Genomic DNA, 21,981 nt, shown 5'->3' with positions numbered 1-21,981 from the left:
AGCGTTCGGATTTTTCGTAACCAAGATGATCATCCATTTCAGCTTCCATCATTTCCTTAATGGTGCCGCCTAAAAGATCCTTGAGCGCATCCTGAATGTCTTCTGCAGAATGGATATCGTACTCTTCCAGGAGCTGATGGATGATGTTTCGTTTTCCTTCTGTCATTTGTACACGATGTACAGGTTTCTTTTGTCTTGCCATAATAAAAGGCCCTTCTAATGATATTTATTGTATCATAGAAGAACCTTATAAACATTATTTTACAGAAAAAGTTTCATCCTCTCAAAAAAGGAATGGAAAGTTACTGTTTTAGTAGCTTCCATTCTTTTTGAGAGAGAAGGGTAATTTCTTTCTGATTAAAAAGGTTGTTACATTCATCTATAATAGCTTCAACTGTGCGTACCTGTGAAGGAGTGAGTCGACGGAGCTTATCTGAAAGAATCAACAGATCCTTATCTATAATTTCACCAGTGAGTAAATAATCGGCACTTACTTCTAAAGCAGAGGAGATTTTTAGCAGATTTTCAGGCCTCATTGCTCGCTTCCCTGATTCAGCATAAGAAACAAACTGGGTAGTGACTTCCCCTTTTTCTGCAAGTGCTTCTTGAGTGAGTCCCAGCTTTTTTCGACGATCCATAATTCTTTTTCCGATTTCCTGTAAACATAATTCGCTATCCGACATTAGTATAAGACATCTCCTCTCGTATTGTTAAATTATATCCACAATAGATGATAAAAATAAGCGTCTACTGTTGACTAAAATCAACAATACGATATATAATCGGAGATAAATATTGAAAAATCTTGGATGCATAACAAGTAGAAAAAGTAGTGTATGGGAATACAAAAAAGCGAACAGCTATAATGAAAGAAAATGAATTCTCAGGAGGACTATGATTATGGAACAGATGGATTTTTCAATAGAGCTATCAGAAAGTGAGATAGAAAAATTTGCAGATTATCTATACCAGAAAGAAAATGCAAAGGCAACAATCAATAAATATATGGCAGATATAAAAAAGTTTTTATCTTTTTTGGCAGATGATAAGCGGATCAATAAAAAAGTATTGTTGCAATATAAAGAATGGCTTGCTCAAAAATATGCTGTCAATAGTGTTAATTCAATGCTTGCCGCCTTGAATCAGTTCCTGGAATTTTTGAATGTAGGAAAGCTGAAAGTGAAAAGAATAAAAGTGCAGAAGCAGCCTTTTTTACAGGATCAGAAAGAATTGACAGAAAAAGAATGCAGGAAATTGATTGCAACAGCTATGGCAGAAGGAAAAGAACAGCTTGCATTGTGTATTGAAACAATAGCATGTACAGGAATTCGGATTAGCGAAATAAAATTTTTTACAGTGGAGCGTGTAAAATCTGGAAAGATAGAGATTTATAATAAAGGAAAGTATAGAAGGATTTTTTTGCCGAAGGTATTGCAAAGGAAACTTCTTTCCTATTGCCATAATAACCAAATAGCAGAAGGTTGGATATTTGTCACGAAAAATGGGAAGTTAAAAGACAGAAGTAATATTTGGAGAGAAATGAAACGATTAAAAGAAAAGGCAGGAGTAGCAGAATCAAAAATATTCCCGCATAATTTTCGACATCTATTTGCAAGAATTTATTATAAAGTGACAAAAGATATTACAGGTCTTGCTGATTTACTTGGACATAGCAGTATCAATGTAACGAGAATATATACAGCAACTACAGAAACAGTGTTCCAAAAGAAGCTGGATAAGATTGTCGAACAGGAAATATTGGAATGTACAACATAATATCTGTTATGTTGTACAGTGCCTCTATTAACCTGTTCTACCCTATTTCTGCAAGTCATTCATTTTCTCTAAAAGAGAACTTTAAGCAATAAAAATAATAAAGATTATAGCCAATTTACCAAGAGCGGTACTTAAATAGGGCACAGCTACCAAAAAATCAGAAAGGAACTATGTAATATGAACAGCATAACAGATAGCAGGGTGTTATTTAACATTATATCGTACGAAACTTAATCTGTCCATAAACAACATAACAGATATTATGTTGTATTGATTTGGCAATGGATAAGGAGTAACGATGGCATATACTGTAAGAAAATTACTTGAATCAGAACAATTTCCAAAAATGAAGCTGCTTTGCGGTGAAAAAGGTCTAGATTTGGAAGTGAAAGGCATTCGAATAATCGAAATTGAAGATATGGAGCGATACCTGACGGGTGGTGAAATACTCATAACCAGTCTTCAGGTATATTTATCATGCAGTGATCGAGAAGTAGAGCAGCATTTTGAAGATTTAGTTAAAAGTGATATAAGTGGATTCATTGTAAAGAAAAGAAAAGAATATGATCCTACAGGACGCAGATTGAGTTTATTAGAAAAACACTGCAAAAAATATGAAATTCCTCTGGTAGAAATTCCAGGAGATTTATATTACTGGGGAATTATCCGTCATGTTATGATGCAGGTATTCGATAAAGACACTGCACGCTTAAAGTATTTTAAAATTACACATGATAATTTTAATACGTTTATTTTAAAAAATAATGGATCAAGCAATACAGCAAGTGATATTATCAAATTTTTAAGCATCATGATCGAGAATCCTGTTGTATTGTATTATGGTAATCTTAATTGTATGGTTTCAACAAACTTGGATAACTCCAAGTTAATATTGTCAGATGAAATTCAGCCATATAAACCCAATATTATTACGAAATTTCAATATATGAAGCAGATGAAAGGAAGCTGTGTTCAATATATAGTGAAATTTGCCATATTGAGTGAGGTGGATATATATATAACAATAACAGAAGAAAATAGAGAACTGATAGAACTTGATTATATGGCAATCGAGAATGCGATTATTAACTTGCAGTATGAATTTTTGAGTGAATTTGCACAGGATGAAGTGAAAAAGAAGTATCAGAGAGATATTATCCATAATATTCTGAATGGATTACTGAGTTCGAAAGAAATGACTGAAGCGGCAGCACAGCTCGGAATGAAAGAAAGCGATACTTACAGGGTTGTTGATTTTCATACCATCACAAAAAATGTACAAAGAAAATATACAAAAGAACAGCTTCACGAAGTAGGTGTTATCGAGGGTGAATTGATGCATCTTTTGCCGGATGCGCTTATTTACAGAAATATGGATCAGATTGTTATGATTCAACAGGTAGATTCCAATCAGACAGAACTGGAATATCAGAAAGAGATGGAAGAAATAGAGGAGGTTATCCAGCGAAGCATCCTTTATAGAAAGAAAGATACAGACTTTCAGATTGGTATAGGAAAAAGTGTGGAAGGGTATCAACGATTGAAAGAATCTTATTACGAAGCAAGTCAGGCTATCAAGTATATTGAGATTATCCGCCTGGTGACTGGTGATAAGAATAAGTCAGTAGTACATTATTCGAACCTCGGATTTTTCCAGATATTCGGCAAAGTTGATGATATGACGGAATTGGAAAGATGCATTCCGGAAACATTAAAGAAATTATATTTATATGAGGATGAACATAAGGGAGAATTGATTACAACCTTGCAGATGTATCTTAGAAATAACCAAAGCATCAAGAAAACTGCAGGTGCAATGTTTGTTCATTATAGAACGATATCTTACAGACTTGAAAAAATAAAACAAATTTCTGGAATTAATTTTGACAATGCAAATGAAGTGCTGGCAGTCAGTAATGGTCTGATTATTTATAAAATGTTAAAAGAAATAGAATAGAAAAAGAAAGAGAAATCGTGTGGAGGCATGGTTTCTTTTTTTTTGAACGAAGTTCATAAAAAGATATTAATGGAGAATATCGATACAATGGAACAGATTTTACAAAAAAACGGATAAATATTTTCATTGATTGTACATTATATTAACCGGTTTCAATCTGTATAATTGGGAAACTGATGAGAAAATATTTCAGGAAAAGAATCACTGCTACAGAGGATAGTATTTTTTTGATACAAACTAAGACCTTGCAGGGTTTAGATTAGAGGGATAACGATGCAACTAAAAAATTCAACAGATTACGCAATTAGAATTGTGTGTTACTTAGCAGCACAGGAACGGATGGTATCTACATCAGAATTATCACGGAAGCTAAATGTTTCTGCTAATTATGTTCCTAAAATAGCGAAAAAACTGAAAAATGCAAAAATAGTCACTGCCTGTGAAGGTACAAATGGTGGCTATATGCTGGCAAAACAACCGGAGAACATTTCTTTAATGGATATTATATCGTGTGTAGAGGAAACAATGGCAATTAATCGTTGTTTGGAAGAAGATCGTTTTTGTTCCGGAAATTTAGAAGATACCTGCAAGATACATAAAATATTGTTGAGTCTGCAGAATACATACAATAATAAATTAGAGAGTGTAAAGGTTTCAGACGTTATCCGCCCTGGAGAAGATGAATATTTTGGACGGTTTTATGTTGTATTAAAACTGAACTTAAAGGAAAAAAGCTACGAATGTGTGTATTCACATATCCGTGAAGTGTATGAGAAAGTGAGAAAAGCAGAAAGCTATGAAGAGTTCATAAGCCAATATGTAGAAAGATACGTGTATGATTCTGACAAAAAAATGGTTCATGACTTCTTATCAAGTGAAGGATTAGAAGAAAGACTAGTTGATGGATGTATGGAAAAAGATCTTCCGTATCGCAGAATTACTGGAAAAGATAAGAATGCATATGTTTGGATGGAAGCAAAAAAATATATAGATGTAAATGAGAATACTGCAATTATTACCTTGCATAATGAGAAGATTATCCAGAACACAGTTATAAAGATGGAACGTGAACTCATAAAAAAAGAACAGGATATGGCAAAGCAGTATTGGGATATGGTATCACTTTTAACTACCGTATTGAATCATAATCATTTAGTTGAAACAGGGTACCAAGACGATATCAGTTTCTATACGAAACAGGTATATCTTCAATTGCAGAAAAAATATCCGGAATACGGGATTACGGATGAAGAAATAGCGTCAGTAGCTCATTTGGCACCGATTCATGATATTGGAAAGATAAAAGTACCACTTGAAATTTTAAATAAAAATGGAAAATTGACGGATGAAGAAATGAATGTAGTGAAGCAACATCCATTAGTAGGTGCAGCGATGACCCAGAGATTCCCAGAAGGGATAACAACGGAAAAGCTGAATCAATATAGCTATGAAATATGCAGACATCACCATGAAAGATATGATGGATCAGGATACCCGGACGGTTTAAAAGGGAATGCGATTCCAATGTGTGCACAGGTTGTTGGAATTGTTGATGCTTACGATGCATTGATCAATGATCGCCCATACAAAAGAAAGTATGAACCTGAAGAGGCGATACGGATGATTTCAAATGGTGAATGCGGAGCATTTTCCAATCAGCTGATGCAATGCTTTCAGGAGGCAGCAAAGCAGCAAAACTGGTTAAAAAGGCAAAATTAAAGTAACAAATGAAGGCAAAAGATTAGAGGTCCAGATATGAAGAAAAAAAGAAGGATAGAGAACAGAATTATCGCAGTAATATTATGTATAGCTATCTTATTTTCTCAAGTGAATATTGCGGATGCGGCAGATCTGAATCCATCAGGTACCAACACGAGTCAAGTGGTCCTTTCTGATGAAACCAATATGAGCAATGATGAAGCATCAACCGAATCCACAGTTTCAGATGAAATAAATGGCACCACGGAATCCGAATCTAAGATATCGGAGGAAACAAGTGAAAACTCGAAAAATGACGAATCGGAATCGTCCGGTGGAAATGTTAAAGCGGAATCAACAGATAATATAGATGCTTATTATAAGGATAGTAAAATATGCATTTATAATTATGAACAATTAAAACAGATTGGTTCAGATGCTTATATTTACACAGGTGATAAGGATGGAAAGATTGGTTCTGGAGAAGTAGTAAAGAATGAAGGCACAGAGCTGAAATACGGTGCAGATGCTCAGTACATTTTGATGAATGACATCCAGATGAACTCGGAACAGATGTGGTTAGTACCGGATTCCTTTACCGGAACTATCACAGGTACGAAACTAGAAGAAAACGAAACACCAACGCTGTATGATAAGGAAACGGATACAATCTACATATATAATCCATATCAGTTAATGGTACTTGCACAGGAAGAATCTGAAACAGAACCTGTTATGACATTAGATTATGATGCACCACAGTTTGGTATGGGGCAGATGATTTACCCGGATGGAGAAGATCAGGAGTATCTGACTTATAGTAAGTCTCATAATTATGTGTTATCGCAGAAGTTTAATTCGGATAAGCCAGAACTGGTTGCAGATCAATTGACAGAAAAATCAGCGAATGGAGTTCAGTGGCTAGATGGTGAACATGCAGATGGAAGAACAAAACCGGGACAATTATATGTAGAAGTTTCCGGGAAGAAATATATTCTGATCGGAAATGAGTCACAGTTGCGGGCGATTGGAAGCAATAAGAGCGTAACTCCGAGACTGTATGTTTATTACCGTCAGGGGTTAGTAAGCGGATTACTTGGCGGAAAGCCTTTCTACACACCATACTATCCAGGCGATGCGGATCTTGGACTTGATGCTGTTGCTGCAGAAGGGGCAACTACCCATCTTTCTGGATTCCAACAAAAGCCAGATACAGTGAAAGGTGATAACTCGTATTTATATTATAAAGATAATGGTAAGTATAAGCTGGCAGATGTCGATTTGACAAGCGATGATATTGTTACGGGTCTGTTGAAGGGAGTAGGTGGACTGTTAGGGACATTATTGGGTGGTCTTACAGTAGGAACTGGTAGTTTATGTGGCGTTAACGACCAAGGGTTACCTGACAATGAAACAGCGAGTCTGATGAAGTTAAAGCAAGAATATGGTGGTTTAAAATATTCATCCAATGCAAATTACATCATTTTTCGAGATATTGACTTATCCAAGGATGGTGTGAACTCAAATAAAGAAGATGATCTGTGGACACCGCTTATGGTGTCGGGGGACATCAAAGGTGCAAAGTTAGCAGATGGACAGGCGACACTTACGGATGGAAATTCTATTTTGGCAACTGGAAAACCTGTAATTTCTAATGTGAATGTGAACCAGACAGAAGAAATGGATGGTTCTAAGTATATAGGAATTGGATTTTTTGGAACAATTACGAATGAGGTGAATGTAAACAACATTGGTGTCAGCGCCGGAACGGTTTCCGTATCAAACCTGGAATTACAAAATGTAAATGTACAAAATAACACGAATAAACATAAAAATACACAGACCATAATAAGTGGACTTACATCGGGACTTGGATGGCTTGTAGGTGGTGTAGTTGATTTATTAGTAGGAGTTTTATCATTTGGAAGCGTAAAACTGAATTTGCAAGATACATTATCAGCACTTTTAAATGCAAGAGCAAAGGATCCGACGATTTATGCAGCAGGTGCATTCGCCGGAAGGCTAGTGGGTGATGTTTCCATTGAAAACTGTGATGTGACAGGAAAAGTCAGTGTTTCGAATATTAATGATCGTACTGGTGGGTTTGTCGGTTATACAGAAGGTGTAACAGAGTATGACGGATTGTCAAAAGCTCTTGGAGTAACGGTGAATGCATTATCATCATTGTTAAATGCAATTCCGGGACTTGGGCTTGGAGATTTGATCACAATTCTTCTGGACAATGCATTGCCGGTTGGTAGTTTAATCCCTACTGGATACAAAAATGTAAATATCAAATACTGTCATGTAGAGAATCTGGCAGGAACTATCGGAGCTGCGGATAAAGATTATGCAGGTGGTTTTGTAGGACAGCAGGTAGGAACAAGAATCTTTGACTGCTCCGTGAAAAACAGTAGTTATTCTGTAACGGCAAAAGAATACGGCGGAGGATTTGCAGGAATCAGCAGAGATGCAGAAATCCGAGGTTTGTTAAGTGATGTAGGTGTTGAACTTATTCGAGTAATGCAGCCACAGAGTATCTTGTTAAATTGCAATCTGACAGGATGTAATGTCTCAGTATCTGGTGAAAATTATCAAGGTGGTATTGTAGGAGCACAGACAAACAGCTATGCAGTCAATTGCGGAGTGAGCGGAAGCATTGCAGTTAAAGCAAGCGGAAGTTATGCCGGTGGTGTGAGTGGTATTTCAACAGTTGGATGGATTACAAACCTTGGAAATAAAGAAGTCAAGGATGCAAGCCTTTTAACAACAGTGAAAGACTTGTTGACAGGTCTTTTGTCGAGTAATCCGGAAAAAGCAGGTATGCTCTTGTCACTTGTAGGAATTGCACCATCAGCAATCCTGGGATGTAACATGGATTGTTCATCAGTTTCAGTTGAGGCTGGTAAGAGCTATTCCGGTGGTATTCTTGGTGGTGGTGATGGCGTCTATATTGCAGAATCCAGTTCCGAATATTTAAATAAACTTCCGTATTGGAAACATGGCGGACGAGATGCGAGCAGTGTAGCCCAAAGAGATAATGTGCTCACAGGATTAAAAACAGTTACGGCAAGTGAAAATCGTGCCGGGGGTATTGCCGGAAGTGTAACAACAGCAAATGTCACAGGACTTTTAAATAATACGCTTGGAATCGGAAACTTCCTTGGATTTACTGTGCATCATGTAACAGTGACGGGAGTAAATGATGGATATACAGTAGAAGCAAAAGAAAACTACGCCGGCGGAGCGATTGGTGAAGCTGTCGGTGGAGATGTGGATACTGTAACATTGAATCAGGTAAAATCTGTTACAGCAAAAACAGAGTAGGTGGTTTTATCGGTTGTGCAGGTCCGGGAGATCTGGCTGGTGGAAACGGACTGACTTTGAATCTGTTAGGACTAAACAATTTGCTGAAAGTAGGAAATCTGCTTTCTGTGGCAGAAGGTGTCAGAGTTAAAATCAATGAAGCTCATGTAAATGGCATCGCAGGAGGCATGACTGTAGAAGCAACAGGTGCAAATTCCAATGGCGAAGTAGTGGATTATACAGCCGGTGGTTTCATCGGAAAGAGTAACAGCTGTGAGATCATTAAGTCTGATGTGAAAAATTTAAAAGAAGTAACAGCAAATGATACAGATGGTTTTGCAGGAGGATTTGTAGGTTCTTCACAGACCGGAGGTCTTGCAGATGTAGCTGGTGAAGCGGATGTCAAGGCTTTGCTAAATGCAAATAAGTTGTTAGGTGCTGTCACGTACTTGCTTCCTTCTTATACAGAGTGCACGGTTACTTATGTTGATAAAGGCGGAGTTGCTGCAGATACAGCTGGCGGTTTTGTCGGAAACTTCCAGAGTGGAACGGTTAACAACCAAGGCGCAGGAGAAGGTAGCTATTATTCTGTCTATAATCTGGATCATGTAAACGGGCAGTCTTATGCCGGAGGCTTTGGCGGAAATGTTTACTCCGGAGCATTGGCAGATGCTGGAGGTGGAATCAGCATTCTTGGAGGTATCAAGGGGCTGAATATTAATGTCGGAGATTTGCTGAACCTGATCAATGCCTACATTCCATATGTGCAGTATGCAGGAGTCAAGTCAGACAACGGATTTACTGTTACTGCCAACAAAATGAAAACAGACGATAGCAATTCTGGAAGTGCCGGAGGATTTATCGGTTACGGAAGCGGTGTACAGATAAGCTACTGTGATGTTACGAATCTGAAGCATACTACTGTAAAGGAACCGAAGGATCTGGAAGCAAATGAAGCACCAACATACTATGATGAAAATAAAAGCACATATGCAGTAACCGGTGCCAGATATGCAGGTGGATATATCGGATATATGGATATTGGTTCTGCGGCTTCAATTGGAAAAGGTTTGAGCGTACTTGGTAAATCGATAGGAATCAATCATGTGCTGGATGCATTGAATGTCGTTGTTTCTACAATAGAACATTCTGATGTTACAGGAAATGTTGGAGGTTTTGCAGTAAAAGCGACCTGGAAAAATACAGCATCTGATGCATCGGCAAATGACATACTTGGTGATGCAGGTGGTTTTGCCGGAAAGATTTCCGGTGGACACATTCAGAATTCCAACGCAAATAACTTCTCATATATCATTGGCCAGATTACAGCCGGTGGTTATGTGGGAGACTTGCAGCCAGGAAATGTGGCAAATGTCCTTGGCGATACTGGTATCTTAGATGATCTTGTTAATGTGTCAGATACATTGGCATCATTAGCGGAGGACTTTGTACCGACGATCAGAAACAGCTCTACGACTTGTATTCCTTGTGGTGGTGCAGTTCGTGCAGATGCTGATTCCACAACACAGGTACAACGAGGTATGGCCGGAGGTTATGCAGGACATAATGAAGGTGGTCACATCTGGGGAAACAATACAAAGAAATGGAAAGGTAAAGACTATACCGGACCAACAAGTGTCTGCAAAGCAGTCCGGATTCGCTCGGTATACGGAGAAGAAATTGCTGGTGGCTTCACAGGACTTATGGAGTCAGCAGATACGGCAAGTACCGGAAACCTGTCCTTGTTGTGGGGACTGGTAAAAGTAGATAACATCCTGGGAGCTCTTAGTGTTGTCTATCCGACGGAAGAAAATACGGCAGTTTACGGACCACTTGCTTGATGGATTATGAAACCTGGAATAAATGGGTGGAGTTTGTCGGAAAAAAGGGTGGTTACGGAAGTGATCTTGCGGAGCATGGAACAGTAAGTAATCAGGCTGAACTGGATGCAATCATAGGAAAGTATGCTTACGGATACAATGTTGTAGCAGGAAGAGTCAATTACCGAGATGAGACAAAACTGGCAAATGGCGGAGCAGCCGGTGGCTATGTCGGATCAATGCAGACCGGAACTATTACAAATGGACAGGCTTATCAGGCGAAGACAATTAAAGGACTTCGATGTGCCGGCGGTTTTGCAGGGGAAATGATAAACGGCGGAGCAGCAAAGCTTGGAGGAGTTGATATCCTCGGTCTTAATCTGCAATTAGGACAAATGCTGCAGGTACTTAATGTCTTTGTGCCAGTAATCAAGAAATCTTCGGTAGAGGGTTATCAGAGTGGACTGATTGTCCAGTCAGAAGGTGTAGATGACAAAGATACCTGTGGTTATGCCGGAGGTTATGTAGGAAAACTGATCGGTGGGCAGATCTGGGGCGAAAATGATGCACGCTGCAAGGTCACAAAGCTGAGACGAGTTGACGGAAGAAGCTATGTCGGAGGATTTGTCGGAAGCTCCAGACCAGGAAGTGTAGCAACAGTGGATCCTACTGCAGGAGAAGGATTACTTAGCCAGCTTCTGAATAAACTGTTAAGTACACCGACAGATTTGATAAAAGTATTAAATGCCACAGTCGCAACTATCCGTTATGCGGATGTGGAATCCTGGGATGACTGGGGAATCATCGTAAATGGTGCTTACGCAAGTAGAAGTAATAACACTTCTTATGCAAAAGCAGCCGGAGGATTTGCCGGAAATCTGGAAGGAACTGTACTCGGTGAGAAGGGTACGAAAGAGGCAGGAGTTTCTGTACAGAATATCCGTTCCGTAGTCGCAGGTGAATATGCCGGAGGATGCTTTGGTGTTGCTGACGTGGCCGGAGTTGCCAATATCAGTGCAGGAAATGAGACCTCGCTCCTTGATAAATTATTAGAGCTTGGAAGAACCGATGTGCTGGATGCGTTTAGAAGTTATGTATATTACGGAACTGTAAGTGGAAGTAGGATGCTGGCTTAAGTGTCAGCGCAAACACAGCGATAAAATCCGGACAGAACAATCAGGTTACCTATAGCGGAACGGCCGGAGGTTTTGGCGGCTCACTGTTAAATGGTTCTGTGAAAAACAGTAAAGTAACAGAATTAAGTAATGTAAGAGGTTTAAATAGTGTCGGAGGATTTGTCGGCTATTCTGGAAAGAGTGGAGTAGTTAAGGCAGACAAGATAGACGTTATTGGAGACAATACAGGACAGTTACTGGGTGGAGCTCTTGGAGTTATGGACATTTTTGGTTCTCACATTGATGACTGTGCAGTTACAGGAACTGATGAGGGTTACACTGTGCAGAGTACAAATGGAGAAGAGCAGATTGCCGGAGGATTTATCGGATATGCAAATCTTGCAAGAATGTCGAATTGTACAGCAGGTGACAAGACAAACCAGAAAATTGGACTGAAACAGGTAGCGTCAGGTGGAACAGCCGGTGGATTTGCAGGACGAACAAGTTTCGCTTATCTTGCAGATTTGAAGTTGGATTCAGGAGCAGTGAATGTAATATTCTCAGTTGTTAATCAACTTGTAAAAGCACTATATCTGGATAAAATCCAGGATTCCGATCTTCTGAAGATTAATCTTGGAATCATCAAAGTGGATGCGCTGTATGATGGCAAACTGCTTCATGTAAATCTGCTTGGATTGGATATTTCTGTAGGACTTTCAAAAAAGTCAACGGATAACAATCAACAGACAGACCTTGCAATTATTACGATTGGAGATTCATCCATCAAACTTCCATGCGATGAAAATGGACTTTTGAATGATAATGATGCCAAATCCAATATCAGTGTGAGTCTGATCAAGGCGAATCGAACAAAAATCACAGATAGTAATGTCTACGGTGTCAGTCAAGGATATGATGTCTATGCCGGTGGAGCCGGAAATAACAATGATGGTGATGCTAAAGACGGACGAAGTGGTGGCTTTGTTGGATTCAACGATGAAGGACTTTTGAAGAACAACAACATGTATTACTGTGATGTGGTTCGTGGAACAAAAGATCTTGTTGGACCATTTAGCGGAAAGAGTAAGTTGGATTCTGTATATGAAGCTAACACACAGGAGAAGGTGGAAGGCGAGAATAATAATTACCGTATTTACAGAAAGCTGGATGTAGCGCTGGATCAAATCAAAAAGGGTTCAGACAAGCTGAATCTAAGCTATGAAAAAGATACTTCCAGTGGATGGGATATTTACACGCTGGGTCATATGAATTCGATAAAAAGCTATGAAACTTTGCAAAATGCAAAGCTGACAGATGATACTTCGTCTACGACAGCAGAGCTTAAAGCTTATGAATCACCAGCAAAAGCAGTATTGATGTCAGATACAAAAACAACACTGAACACAGGAGATAGTGATACACCGGAACCATCCGAGTCGCAGGATCCATGTGATGAGTACATCAAGCTGACAATCAATAAAATCTGGAAGGATTTAAACAATTTTGATCATAAACGACCAGATAGTATCACGGTAACAATATCACGTACCTGGACAGATGCGAGCAGTATAGAACACACAGAACCAGTTTCGGGTTACGATAGTTACACCATAAAAGGTTCCAGCGATAAATCTAAGTGGCAGGAGGTGATAAAGAAACTTCCAGCATACAAGACAGTTGGAGATGATATTTATTATTACACGTATTCCATCACAGAAGCAAAAGTGGATGGTTATACAACAACGATAGATAAATCGCAAGATGGATTTACCTTCACAATAACTAATAGACATTTCCCAGGTCTTCCGGATACCGGAGGATACGGAAGCTATTTGATTTACCTGATAGCTGTTCTGCTTTTCCTGGTATATTTCGTAATGAGATATAAAAAATGCAAGGAAAATAAAAAGCAGAAAAACTATAAAAAAAAATTCTCAAGAAAAGGAGATAAAGGACATGAAGAGAATGAAAAAAATCATGGCATTAATGCTGGCAGCGATTATGATGATGGCTATGTCTGTCACAGCATTTGCCGCAGAAGGAGCAACAAAAGGCACACTTACAGTAAATGTAAAAGATGGACAGACATTAGCAAATCAGACAGTTAATATCTACAAATTATTTGATATGACAGTCAGCGGTTCTAATTATGGTTACAAAGTAAATAGTCTGTACACACCAATTTTGGATCAAGTTTTAGGTGATGGTTTCACTGATAAAACAGATCAGGGATATTATGACGCAGTGAAGAAAGCTACAGATACTAATAATGGAACGAATACGCAGAAATTTGCAAATGACTTCACAAAAAAATTATTAAAGTATAATAAAGAACATCCAGACCAAATGATTAAGGAAACAAGTACTAGATCATTTGATGAAGATGCAACAGATACAACTTTTAATGTTGAGGGGTTAGACTTTGGTTACTATCTGGTTTGCCAGACTGGTACAAAAGAAATTCAGTCTTCATTAGTTCCAGTAGTCAGTGCAACAGCAACAGTGAACTTAAAAACTCAAGCACCAGATATTACAAAAACAGCAGATAAAGATGCAACTACAGTTCACGTAGGACAGACTGTAACTTATACAATTACAGGACAGGTTCCTGATATGACAGGTTATAGCAATTACGTATATAAAATCCACGATACATTAACAAATGGTTTGGATTTTGTAACAAATGAAGCAGGAAACGTTGTTGTAACAGTTAAAATTGGAGAAGCAACTTATAATGATGTAGTAGGTGCAATTTCTAAGGATAACGAAAGAAATATGACAATTGACTTATCTGAAAAAGTGAAAACAGCTGCTACAGGAGCTAAAATCGAAGTTACTTATCAAGCAAAAGTAAACAAAAATGCAGTTGTTGAAACAAAGAATAGTGCGACATTAGAATATAGCAATAAACCAGGTACAGATGCAACAGGAAGAACAAAACCGTCTGAAGTTGTAACACCTACATATCCACTGGATGTAAAGAAAACAGACACAAAAGATATTATGTTAGCAGGGGCACACTTTAAGCTGTATGCTTCAACTACAGATGGTAACATCGATAAAAATGCAGTAATCAAAGTAACAAAAGATGTAGAAAATACTGATGGTGAATACACTTATGCAGCTGATCAAAGTGCAGCAGATACAATTGACGAAATGGTAACAGTTGCAAGTGCAATTGATGGAAATTACAATTTACACATTAACGGTCTGGCAGCAGGAATCTATTATTTGGAAGAGACACAGGCACCAGATGGTTATAACAAGCTGTCAGCTCCAGTTAAGGTCACAATCAAAAAGACCAGCGACACTGAATGGACTATTACAAAAGATAACAATGAAACTCCAGAAAATGATAAAATCATCGATATTCAGAACAGCACTGGTTCCCTTCTTCCATCCACTGGTGGACGTGGAGCAATTGCATTTTCTGTAATCGCAGCTCTTCTTGTATTCGGTGTAGCAGTAAGCTTCATCCGTGACAAAAGAAAAGAAGCATAATAATTTTACCAGAGATATAAGATAATATTTAAGGAATTGGCGGTTATCTTCCACGGAAGGTAACCGCAATTCCAAGTATAACAACAGGGAGAATGAAATGAAGAGTAAGAAGAAAAAAAAGAAGGTAACAATAAAAGATATTATTCGTCTGATTGTGCTTTTGGTTGCATTCTCCGTATTGTTATATCCAACGTTTAGTAGTTATTTGAATGAAAAGAATGGTTCCAAAGTTGTATCCTATTATGATGAGGAAAGCGTAAAGTTAAGTAAGGCAGAAAAAGAGCAAATGCTGGAAGATGCGAGAGCATACAATAAGGAAATGCTGGGAAATATTGATTTGATTGATCCATTTTCGCAGGAAGATGTGGAAATAGATGCTCGTTATGAGAGCCTGTTAAATGTAGATGGTTCTGGAATGATGGGATACATTCGCATTCCTAAGATTAATGTAGAACTTCCAATCTATCATGGAACAAGTGAAGCTGTGCTACAGGCAGGTGTCGGACATTTTTGGGGTACATCTCTTCCAGTTGGTGGAGAAAGTACACATACAGTTCTGACCGGACATAGAGTCTTCCGACAAAGACACTATTTACCAATATGGATAAACTGGAAGTAGGGGATATTTTTTACATTAAGGTTTTAGATGAAACACTGGCATATCAGATTGATCAGATATTAACAGTTTTACCGGAAGAGACAGATGGGTTATCTATTGAACCAGGCAAGGATTATGCAACACTTGTTACTTGTACACCATTTGCAATCAATACACACAGACTTTTAGTACGTGGAGAGAGAATACCTTATGAAGAGGCAACGAAGCAAGAGCCGGATACAAATATAAAACCGGAGTTATCTTTTACTGCTAAAGTGCTGATTGTAACAATTATAGTAATTTTTATAGGGTTGCTGATTGCTGTAATTTATAGTATACGAGATAGAAAAAGGAGGAAAGTAAGGTGCGAAAGAAGATAAGAAGTATTCACATTATTTTATTCGTTATGCTTTTTCTTGTCGGTAGTTTTATAGATATTTCAACAATCCATGCTGAAGCAGGAAGCAGAACAGGAAGCATTCAAATTATTTACAAGGGGAGAAATAGTTCGGATAAAGAAGTGACTCTTTCCGGAGCAAAGTTCTCAATATTTCCAATTCAATATATGAAAAATGATGAGCTGGTCTGGGAAGATAGTTTTAAAGATTCAGGTATATCATTACAAGATACCAGTGCAGAAGCAAGAGAAAAACAGGCAAAACAATTGTTTGCATTTGCGAAGGAAAATGATATTTCCGGCTTAATGCAAGAAACAGATAGTTCGGGACGCACGAGTTTTGGAGGATTGGATGAAGGAATTTATCTGATTGCACAGATTGGAAATGTGGAAAGTGGTACAGATAAATTTGAATCTGCGCCATTCCTTGTTAATATTCCATCTGAAATCAATGGGAATGTAGAATATAATGTAACGATAGAACCAAAGGCTGAATGGGTTTCACCAGAAACACCACCGAGCAATCCAGATAAGCCAAAGGATCCGTCACCTTCAAAACCAGATAAACCAAATACTATTCAGAAAATAATAAATACGGTAAAAACCGGAGATATAACAAATATAGTTGCATGGTTTTTAATAGCGATTGTTAGTCTTGGTTTGATTGTAGGATTATATAAAAAGAGAAAAATGAAGTAGGCATTATTTAAAGAAAACTGATCCATTGCGGTGGAATCAGTTTTCTTGTGTTATATGGTTTAAAACGTTTCTAATATTAATGTTGAAGTGGTGGTGCAACGGTACGATTGATATCGTTGTTTGATATTTGAGGAGCATTGAGCAGTGCTGTGAAATTCTGTTGGATGATATCTAGTGTCTTCTGTTTTTTCTGCAATTCCTGTTTTTCTCGGACAGTAGCAGCCTGTTCAGATTCAAGATGTTCAATCCGCTTTTGGATTTTCTCAGAGCTAGGGATTTTGGTAACACCCAGATCCTGAAGCTCTTTTTTTAGTGAATCGTGGAGCTGGTATTCTGCCTGATGTTTGGTGCGGTATGCTTTTGGATTTTTAGCAGATTTACAATCTTCAATTACTTTACGACAAAGCCGGTAAGAATCGCAGTGTTTCTGAATGACTTTCTGCGTGCTCAGCTCACTGTTGATTTGTGCTATTCTTTGGTCGGCAACTTTCATAGAAGCTTCAATGTCAGATACATGCTGCCTGAAATCGTCATAATTCAGCAAGTTATTTTCGGAAAGATAGTTGAAGGTACGAACCGCTTCTTTCAGGTTATTGAGTTTTGCCCATCGTTCAAAACCTTCACGATTTCCAGTTGTGACATAAGTGGAGATATTGATATACAAGCGAGCTTCTCTGGACAGATGTCTTGGAGTTTTTACTTTGCTACGATTTTTAGCCAGACGGATGCGAACATTTTCTTCGGAATAATAGCTTCCGAGAGATTTCATATAAGTGAAGTTCTGCTGTTCCGGTGCACGGAATGACAGGTGCTTTCCCTGCCGGATTTCATATCCGGCTAACTGCATTTTTTGTAGAAATTCCTCATAGTTGATGGAAGTCCAGATTGCCTTATCAACTGCAACACGTAGCTTGGCTTTCCAACTGGTGCCACGATGATATTCCATATTCTCTTTATAGCTTTTACCTTTTTCTCCGGTTGGCATGCTTGTGGCAAGTCCATTTTCATGGCAGATACGATTACTGACTCTGCAGAGTTTATGGTAGCTCCGCTTATTGGAAACATACTTGTGATGGTCAACAAAGCTTGCGGCGTTGAAGATGATATGGTTATGGATATGATTTTTATCAACATGCGTACTGATCACATATTCATATTTTCCTTTCAGTACTTCGTCAGCAAATTGCTGCCCTAAGCGATGGGCATTTTCGGCATCAACTTCTCCAGGCTTAAATGACTGGATCAGATGAAATGCCAAGTTATCGCCCTTGTCCATTCCATTCTTTTTTGCCATTTCTCTTGTCATAGAAAATTCAAGATCTGCAGTTTCCGGGGAACAGCCAAAACTGGAAACTAAAAGTTTTTCATCTGTCTTATCTGGATTTGTAATATAGTCCAGAGCTTTCTTGTCTGTTACTTTAATGGGGAAGATTTTAAGATATGCCATATTTCTTTTACCATCTCTTTCAATTCTTGCATTTCTTCCGGATATAGATCTCCGGTGGTATTTACCTTTTTTGCAATCTGGTTGATATTTACACCAATCTTGTGCATTTCCTCATACTGTTTCTTCAGTGGAGTGGTATCGGTGTTGACGATGTAACCGTCGATTGCCATTTTTCGCAGATAAGCTCCCATGTTTTTAGTTTTTGACTCTATCATCTTTCTGCGGATAAGCTTCCTTTCTTCTTCGGTGACATAAAAATGAATTTCTTTGTTTCTTTTTCTTTCAGCCATTAGCAGTTTCTCCTTTCTGAGAGGGCAGTAGTATCGTTGCTTTCAGCGTTTTTCAATTTAGGGCAGGGTACCCTAAATTGGGATTTCCCGGAAGTGTATCCTCACTTCCTGTCCTTGCTATTTACCGGTGGCACAGCCGCCGGAAGAGAGTCCTTAAAAAGATTCCTCTATAAATAAGGTACTGAGAGAAGAAAAAGAGGACATCGAAGCTCAGAAGTATGACGCAGGCATGATTCTGTGGTATAGTAAAATCTGAATGAAAAAGAAGAAAAGAGGTCAAACCGATGTCACGGAAAAACCATAAGATGATAGATGGGAGACTACTGCAAACGAATAAGAAGTATTCCCAATTAAAAATGAAGCAGAAAGAAAAGATTGCAGAATGGATGTTTCAGGTAACCAGAGATTATTATATGAAAAAATGTACTTTTCCGAGTGACAAACATCTGGAAGAAGTGGTGGATTCTGTTTATGAAAAAATTGAAGATGCAGAAATTTGGATTCCGTATGGAGAGGTCTTCAAGCATTATAAATCCAAACGATCGGATATCAACAAACATGTCAGAAAATCTCTGAATGAAAAAGAAGAGAGTCGGATTGAGAAGGTCTGTTTTATGAATATGTGTATGATTCAGGATCATAAAGGAAATGTACTGGCTCTGGATAAAGTAAATGATAGCTATACCGGTACAACTTTTCCAGGCGGTCACGTAGAAGCAAATGAGATTTTTCAGAAATCTATGATTCGGGAAGTCTGGGAAGAAACAGGACTTAGGGTTGAAGCACCGAAGCTTGGAGGATTATATCATTGGCATAAGAGCGGAGTGCACTATGTTATTACCCTGTATAAAGCGGATAAGTTTACCGGAGAATTAAAGAGTTCTGAGGAAGGAAGAGTTTATTGGATTCCGCTGGAAGAGTTAAAAACAAAAGAACTTGCTACAGGTATGGAACACGTTTTGCGGATTCTGGAATCAGAGAAGGTGGATGAGTGCTATATGCATCTGGAAGCAGATGGATATGTGGGAGACTTGTATTAAAGAATTATATGAGAAATGTGTGCTTGGGTAATGATGAGCCAAGTGAATATTCTGGTGCTAAACAGGCAAGGAAGATTCTTGAACAGGCAGCTGCTTTATTTGCCAGTGGAACTATGAACAATGAGGACAAAACTACTTTCATGGATGAGATGACGAGACTTTATCTGGCATCTAAAAAGAACAGAAGAAAATGGTAAGAAAAAATGAACTGTTTTGTTTTCTTGCTTGCTAGAAAAGAAGGATAGAATGTATAATAGTGTTAATGATCCAGAGAGGTTTACTCTGGAAATAGAATTATTCGCACCAATGGTGCGAGTATAGATTAGGAGTGAAAGAATGGTAGAAGATACTATGTTTTCCGGGGAATCGAAAAATATTGAGTACAAGGTATCCTTACCTGATAAAAGTGAAAAGTACATGAAGACAATCGTAGCTTTTGCCAATACACAAGGTGGCAAGCTGATTTTTGGAGTAGATGATAAAACACACCAGATTGTTGGTGTGGAAAATGATGTGTTGTTTCAGCTGATGGATGGAATTGCCAATGCAGTTTCTGATTCCTGTGTGCCACAGATCATTCCTGATATTGAGCCGCAGACGGTAAACGGGAAAACAGTTATTGTTGTATCAGTAGAAGCAGGAAAGAATAGACCATATTATCTAAAATCAAAGGGAAAAGATAATGGTACTTATATCCGTGTTGCAGGTACATCAAGGTAGGCATTTTCAGAGAAAATAAAAGAATTGGAGATGGAAGGAGACAGAATCTCCTGGGATGAACTTACCTGTGTAGGATATCCAGTTTCAGAAGAAGCTACAGAGAAACTTTGCCAGGATATTGAAAAGTTCCGGAAAAAAGCAGGAATGTCAGAGCATTCTGTGAAGAAAGAGCAGCTGATAAACTGGAAGATCTTAAAGCAGAGTGAGGGACAGCTTCTGGCAACGAATGCCTATGCGTTGCTGACATCAGATTATTTCTCATTTTCTAAAACCCAATGTGCGGTATTCAAGGGAATAGATCGTGCAGTATTTCTTGATAAGAGAGAATTTATAGGACCAATCTATACACAAATCGAAGAAGCAGTAGATTTTGTATTGAGAAATATTCGACTTGGAGCAACAATTGACGGATTGGTGCGAAAAGAGAAATATGAGCTACCACCGGAAGCAATCAGGGAAATGATCATTAACGCCCATTGTCACCGTAACCTGTTGGATGAATCTTGTATTCAGGTCGCAGTTTATGATGAAAGACTGGAGGTGACTTCTACGGGTGGATTATATAACGGATTAACTTATGAGGAAGTCATGAATGGTCATTCGAAGATCCGGAATAAAGGCATTGCCAATATATTCAGTCAGATGGGACTTGTAGAAGCATGGGGAAGCGGAATAAAAAGAATCCTTAATGCTGCAGAAGAGTATGGACTTTCGAAGCCGAGATTTCAGGAATTCGATAATATGTTTCGGGTAGAGCTGTTCCGTAGTTCATTTCCGATGACAAATGGAAAAGAAAGCATCGGAGAAGCATCGGAGGTAGTGTGGAGAACAGACCTCAACAATACACAGCAAAAGATTATAAAGTTACTTTCAGAAGATCATCAATTATCAGCAGTTAAGTTAGCTGAAAAAATTGGGGTTGCCAGTCGAAATATTGAGAACAATATTAAGAAGTTAAAAGAGTATGGTATTCTTATAAGACATGGATCTCCAAAGAATGGTTACTGGGAGATTGTAGATAAAGATCTACAGGAGTGAGAAGTAAATTAGTCCAAGATAACTCAAGATTAGTCCAAGAGAATATATATATAAATAACAAAAATAGATTGACATTTTGTAGTAATCAGTAGTAAACTGTACTTGTGGAAGGGAAGTGATATGTTTGGCTAGAAAAACACCAAAAGATGGCAAAGAAGAAAACATACGAGTACGGGTGACTCCAGAACAAAAACAGAGACTTGTTGAGTATGCAGAAAGACACTATCAGAGCATGAGTGGTGTTGTATGTCAGGCATTGGATCTCCTGTACGCAAGAGAAGAACAACAAAATAATAAAGAGTAAAATGGAGTTATTTTGGAGTTTATTTCTTCATAAGCGGTGCGAAAAACGCAAAAACAGAACACATGTTCGAAATATAAACCTCTAATAACAGCCTTTGCGTGTCATGAAACGCAGTCCGCAAAGGAGTTCGAGTAACGGACTAAAATGCCGAAAGCCTGTATTTATGCAATGTCATTAACTTAAAAGCAGAAGATATTTATTCCGAAATGGATTAGATATCTTCTGCTTTTTTTGATATGCTTATATTGTAAAAAGAAGCCATGAACCTGCTCAAA

General features: G+C 38.3%; 18 protein-coding genes and 1 pseudogene. 15 read left to right on the top strand and 4 right to left on the bottom strand.

Features of this window, described 5'->3' with window-relative positions; translation table 11 throughout:
• Nucleotides 1-166 (bottom strand): transposase (locus DW965_RS16685; RefSeq protein ID WP_442857833.1); only part of this gene is annotated, 166 nt, incomplete at its 3' end.
• Between the two features lie 136 nt (nt 167-302).
• Nucleotides 303-683 carry a helix-turn-helix domain-containing protein gene (locus tag DW965_RS16680; RefSeq protein ID WP_119198617.1) on the bottom strand — a complete coding sequence of 127 codons (381 nt, stop codon included), beginning with the start codon at nt 681-683 and terminating at the stop codon, nt 303-305.
• 217 nt (nt 684-900) lie between these two features.
• Between DW965_RS16680 and DW965_RS16675 the strand changes: the two genes are divergently transcribed.
• From DW965_RS16675 to DW965_RS16645, 10 genes and pseudogenes are all read left to right on the top strand, one after another.
• Nucleotides 901-1,776: a tyrosine-type recombinase/integrase gene (locus tag DW965_RS16675; RefSeq protein WP_242998507.1), complete on the top strand. Its 876-nt coding sequence runs from the start codon at nt 901-903 to the stop codon at nt 1,774-1,776.
• A 298-nt stretch (nt 1,777-2,074) separates the two neighbouring features.
• Nucleotides 2,075-3,733 (top strand): PucR family transcriptional regulator, encoded by a 1,659-nt coding sequence (locus DW965_RS16670; RefSeq protein WP_117761203.1) that lies wholly within the window; start codon nt 2,075-2,077, stop codon nt 3,731-3,733.
• Between the two features lie 273 nt (nt 3,734-4,006).
• A complete protein-coding gene (locus DW965_RS16665) occupies nt 4,007-5,452 on the top strand; it encodes an Rrf2 family transcriptional regulator (RefSeq protein ID WP_117761205.1) in 1,446 nt (481 codons plus the stop codon).
• A 36-nt stretch (nt 5,453-5,488) separates the two neighbouring features.
• Nucleotides 5,489-8,758 carry a hypothetical protein gene (locus tag DW965_RS20195; RefSeq protein ID WP_243036667.1) on the top strand — a complete coding sequence of 1,090 codons (3,270 nt, stop codon included), beginning with the start codon at nt 5,489-5,491 and terminating at the stop codon, nt 8,756-8,758.
• Nucleotides 8,759-8,838: 80 nt separating this feature from the next.
• Nucleotides 8,839-10,578: a hypothetical protein gene (locus DW965_RS20190; protein WP_243036666.1), complete on the top strand. Its 1,740-nt coding sequence runs from the start codon at nt 8,839-8,841 to the stop codon at nt 10,576-10,578.
• The gene (locus DW965_RS20185) at nt 10,578-11,693 is read left to right on the top strand and encodes a hypothetical protein (RefSeq protein ID WP_243036665.1); all 1,116 of its coding nucleotides are present in this window, start codon (nt 10,578-10,580) and stop codon (nt 11,691-11,693) included. The genes DW965_RS20190 and DW965_RS20185 overlap by 1 nt, the downstream gene beginning before the upstream one ends.
• A gap of 98 nt (nt 11,694-11,791) precedes the next feature.
• Complete coding sequence (locus tag DW965_RS20180; protein ID WP_243036664.1) at nt 11,792-13,780, top strand: Cna B-type domain-containing protein; 1,989 nt, start codon at nt 11,792-11,794, stop codon at nt 13,778-13,780.
• Nucleotides 13,674-15,173: a SpaH/EbpB family LPXTG-anchored major pilin gene (locus DW965_RS16655; protein WP_243036668.1), complete on the top strand. Its 1,500-nt coding sequence runs from the start codon at nt 13,674-13,676 to the stop codon at nt 15,171-15,173. The genes DW965_RS20180 and DW965_RS16655 overlap by 107 nt, the downstream gene beginning before the upstream one ends.
• A gap of 97 nt (nt 15,174-15,270) precedes the next feature.
• Nucleotides 15,271-16,151: pseudogene (locus tag DW965_RS22290) on the top strand (class C sortase).
• On the top strand, nt 16,136-16,867 hold the full coding sequence (locus tag DW965_RS16645; protein ID WP_119198616.1) for a pilin N-terminal domain-containing protein: 732 nt from the start codon (nt 16,136-16,138) through the stop codon (nt 16,865-16,867). The pseudogene DW965_RS22290 and the gene DW965_RS16645 overlap by 16 nt, the downstream one beginning before the upstream one ends.
• 76 nt (nt 16,868-16,943) lie before the next feature.
• On the opposite strand, the gene DW965_RS16640 is transcribed toward DW965_RS16645, so the two are convergent.
• Both DW965_RS16640 and DW965_RS16635 read right to left on the bottom strand, forming a co-directional pair.
• Nucleotides 16,944-18,314 (bottom strand): relaxase/mobilization nuclease domain-containing protein, encoded by a 1,371-nt coding sequence (locus DW965_RS16640; protein ID WP_117761215.1) that lies wholly within the window; start codon nt 18,312-18,314, stop codon nt 16,944-16,946.
• On the bottom strand, nt 18,281-18,604 hold the full coding sequence (locus DW965_RS16635; protein WP_117761217.1) for a MobC family plasmid mobilization relaxosome protein: 324 nt from the start codon (nt 18,602-18,604) through the stop codon (nt 18,281-18,283). The genes DW965_RS16640 and DW965_RS16635 overlap by 34 nt, the downstream gene beginning before the upstream one ends.
• Nucleotides 18,605-18,960: 356 nt before the next feature.
• On the opposite strand from DW965_RS16635, the gene DW965_RS16630 reads away from it, so the two are divergent.
• The 5 genes from DW965_RS16630 to DW965_RS16615 all read left to right on the top strand — a co-directional run bounded on the left by DW965_RS16630 (nt 18,961) and on the right by DW965_RS16615 (nt 21,706).
• Nucleotides 18,961-19,644, top strand: coding sequence for an 8-oxo-dGTP diphosphatase (locus DW965_RS16630; RefSeq protein ID WP_243004562.1), 684 nt, complete (start codon nt 18,961-18,963; stop codon nt 19,642-19,644).
• A 23-nt stretch (nt 19,645-19,667) separates the two neighbouring features.
• Entirely contained in the window at nt 19,668-19,841 is a 174-nt protein-coding gene (locus tag DW965_RS19210) for a hypothetical protein (protein WP_158565955.1), read from the top strand.
• Nucleotides 19,842-19,980: 139 nt separating this feature from the next.
• Entirely contained in the window at nt 19,981-20,364 is a 384-nt protein-coding gene (locus tag DW965_RS20175; protein WP_243001899.1) for an AlbA family DNA-binding domain-containing protein, read from the top strand.
• A gap of 30 nt (nt 20,365-20,394) precedes the next feature.
• Nucleotides 20,395-21,402, top strand: coding sequence for an ATP-binding protein (locus DW965_RS16620; RefSeq protein WP_243004563.1), 1,008 nt, complete (start codon nt 20,395-20,397; stop codon nt 21,400-21,402).
• A 124-nt stretch (nt 21,403-21,526) separates the two neighbouring features.
• The gene (locus DW965_RS16615; RefSeq protein ID WP_028086473.1) at nt 21,527-21,706 is read left to right on the top strand and encodes a hypothetical protein; all 180 of its coding nucleotides are present in this window, start codon (nt 21,527-21,529) and stop codon (nt 21,704-21,706) included.
• The last annotated feature ends 275 nt before the right edge of the window (nt 21,707-21,981 follow it).

The sequence above is a fragment of the Blautia sp. AM47-4 genome, assembly GCF_003479865.1.
Lineage (GTDB): Bacteria > Bacillota > Clostridia > Lachnospirales > Lachnospiraceae > Fusicatenibacter > Fusicatenibacter saccharivorans.
The sequence above is the reverse complement of the archived record's forward strand: the minus strand, read 5'-3'. Positions and strand labels throughout refer to the sequence as shown.

Excerpts from the sequence above, each read along its gene's own strand:
- DW965_RS16680 (WP_119198617.1), bottom strand. The coding sequence starts at position 683 with ATGTCGGATAGCGAATTATGTTTACAGGAAATCGGAAAAAGAATTATG.
- DW965_RS16675 (WP_242998507.1), top strand. The coding sequence starts at position 901 with ATGGAACAGATGGATTTTTCAATAGAGCTATCAGAAAGTGAGATAGAA.
- DW965_RS16670 (WP_117761203.1), top strand. The coding sequence starts at position 2,075 with ATGGCATATACTGTAAGAAAATTACTTGAATCAGAACAATTTCCAAAA.
- DW965_RS16665 (WP_117761205.1), top strand. The coding sequence starts at position 4,007 with ATGCAACTAAAAAATTCAACAGATTACGCAATTAGAATTGTGTGTTAC.
- DW965_RS20195 (WP_243036667.1), top strand. The coding sequence starts at position 5,489 with ATGAAGAAAAAAAGAAGGATAGAGAACAGAATTATCGCAGTAATATTA.
- DW965_RS20185 (WP_243036665.1), top strand. The coding sequence starts at position 10,578 with ATGGATTATGAAACCTGGAATAAATGGGTGGAGTTTGTCGGAAAAAAG.
- DW965_RS16655 (WP_243036668.1), top strand. The coding sequence starts at position 13,674 with ATGATGATGGCTATGTCTGTCACAGCATTTGCCGCAGAAGGAGCAACA.
- DW965_RS16640 (WP_117761215.1), bottom strand. The coding sequence starts at position 18,314 with ATGGCATATCTTAAAATCTTCCCCATTAAAGTAACAGACAAGAAAGCT.
- DW965_RS16635 (WP_117761217.1), bottom strand. The coding sequence starts at position 18,604 with ATGGCTGAAAGAAAAAGAAACAAAGAAATTCATTTTTATGTCACCGAA.
- DW965_RS16630 (WP_243004562.1), top strand. The coding sequence starts at position 18,961 with ATGAAGCAGAAAGAAAAGATTGCAGAATGGATGTTTCAGGTAACCAGA.
- DW965_RS20175 (WP_243001899.1), top strand. The coding sequence starts at position 19,981 with ATGGTAGAAGATACTATGTTTTCCGGGGAATCGAAAAATATTGAGTAC.
- DW965_RS16620 (WP_243004563.1), top strand. The coding sequence starts at position 20,395 with ATGGAAGGAGACAGAATCTCCTGGGATGAACTTACCTGTGTAGGATAT.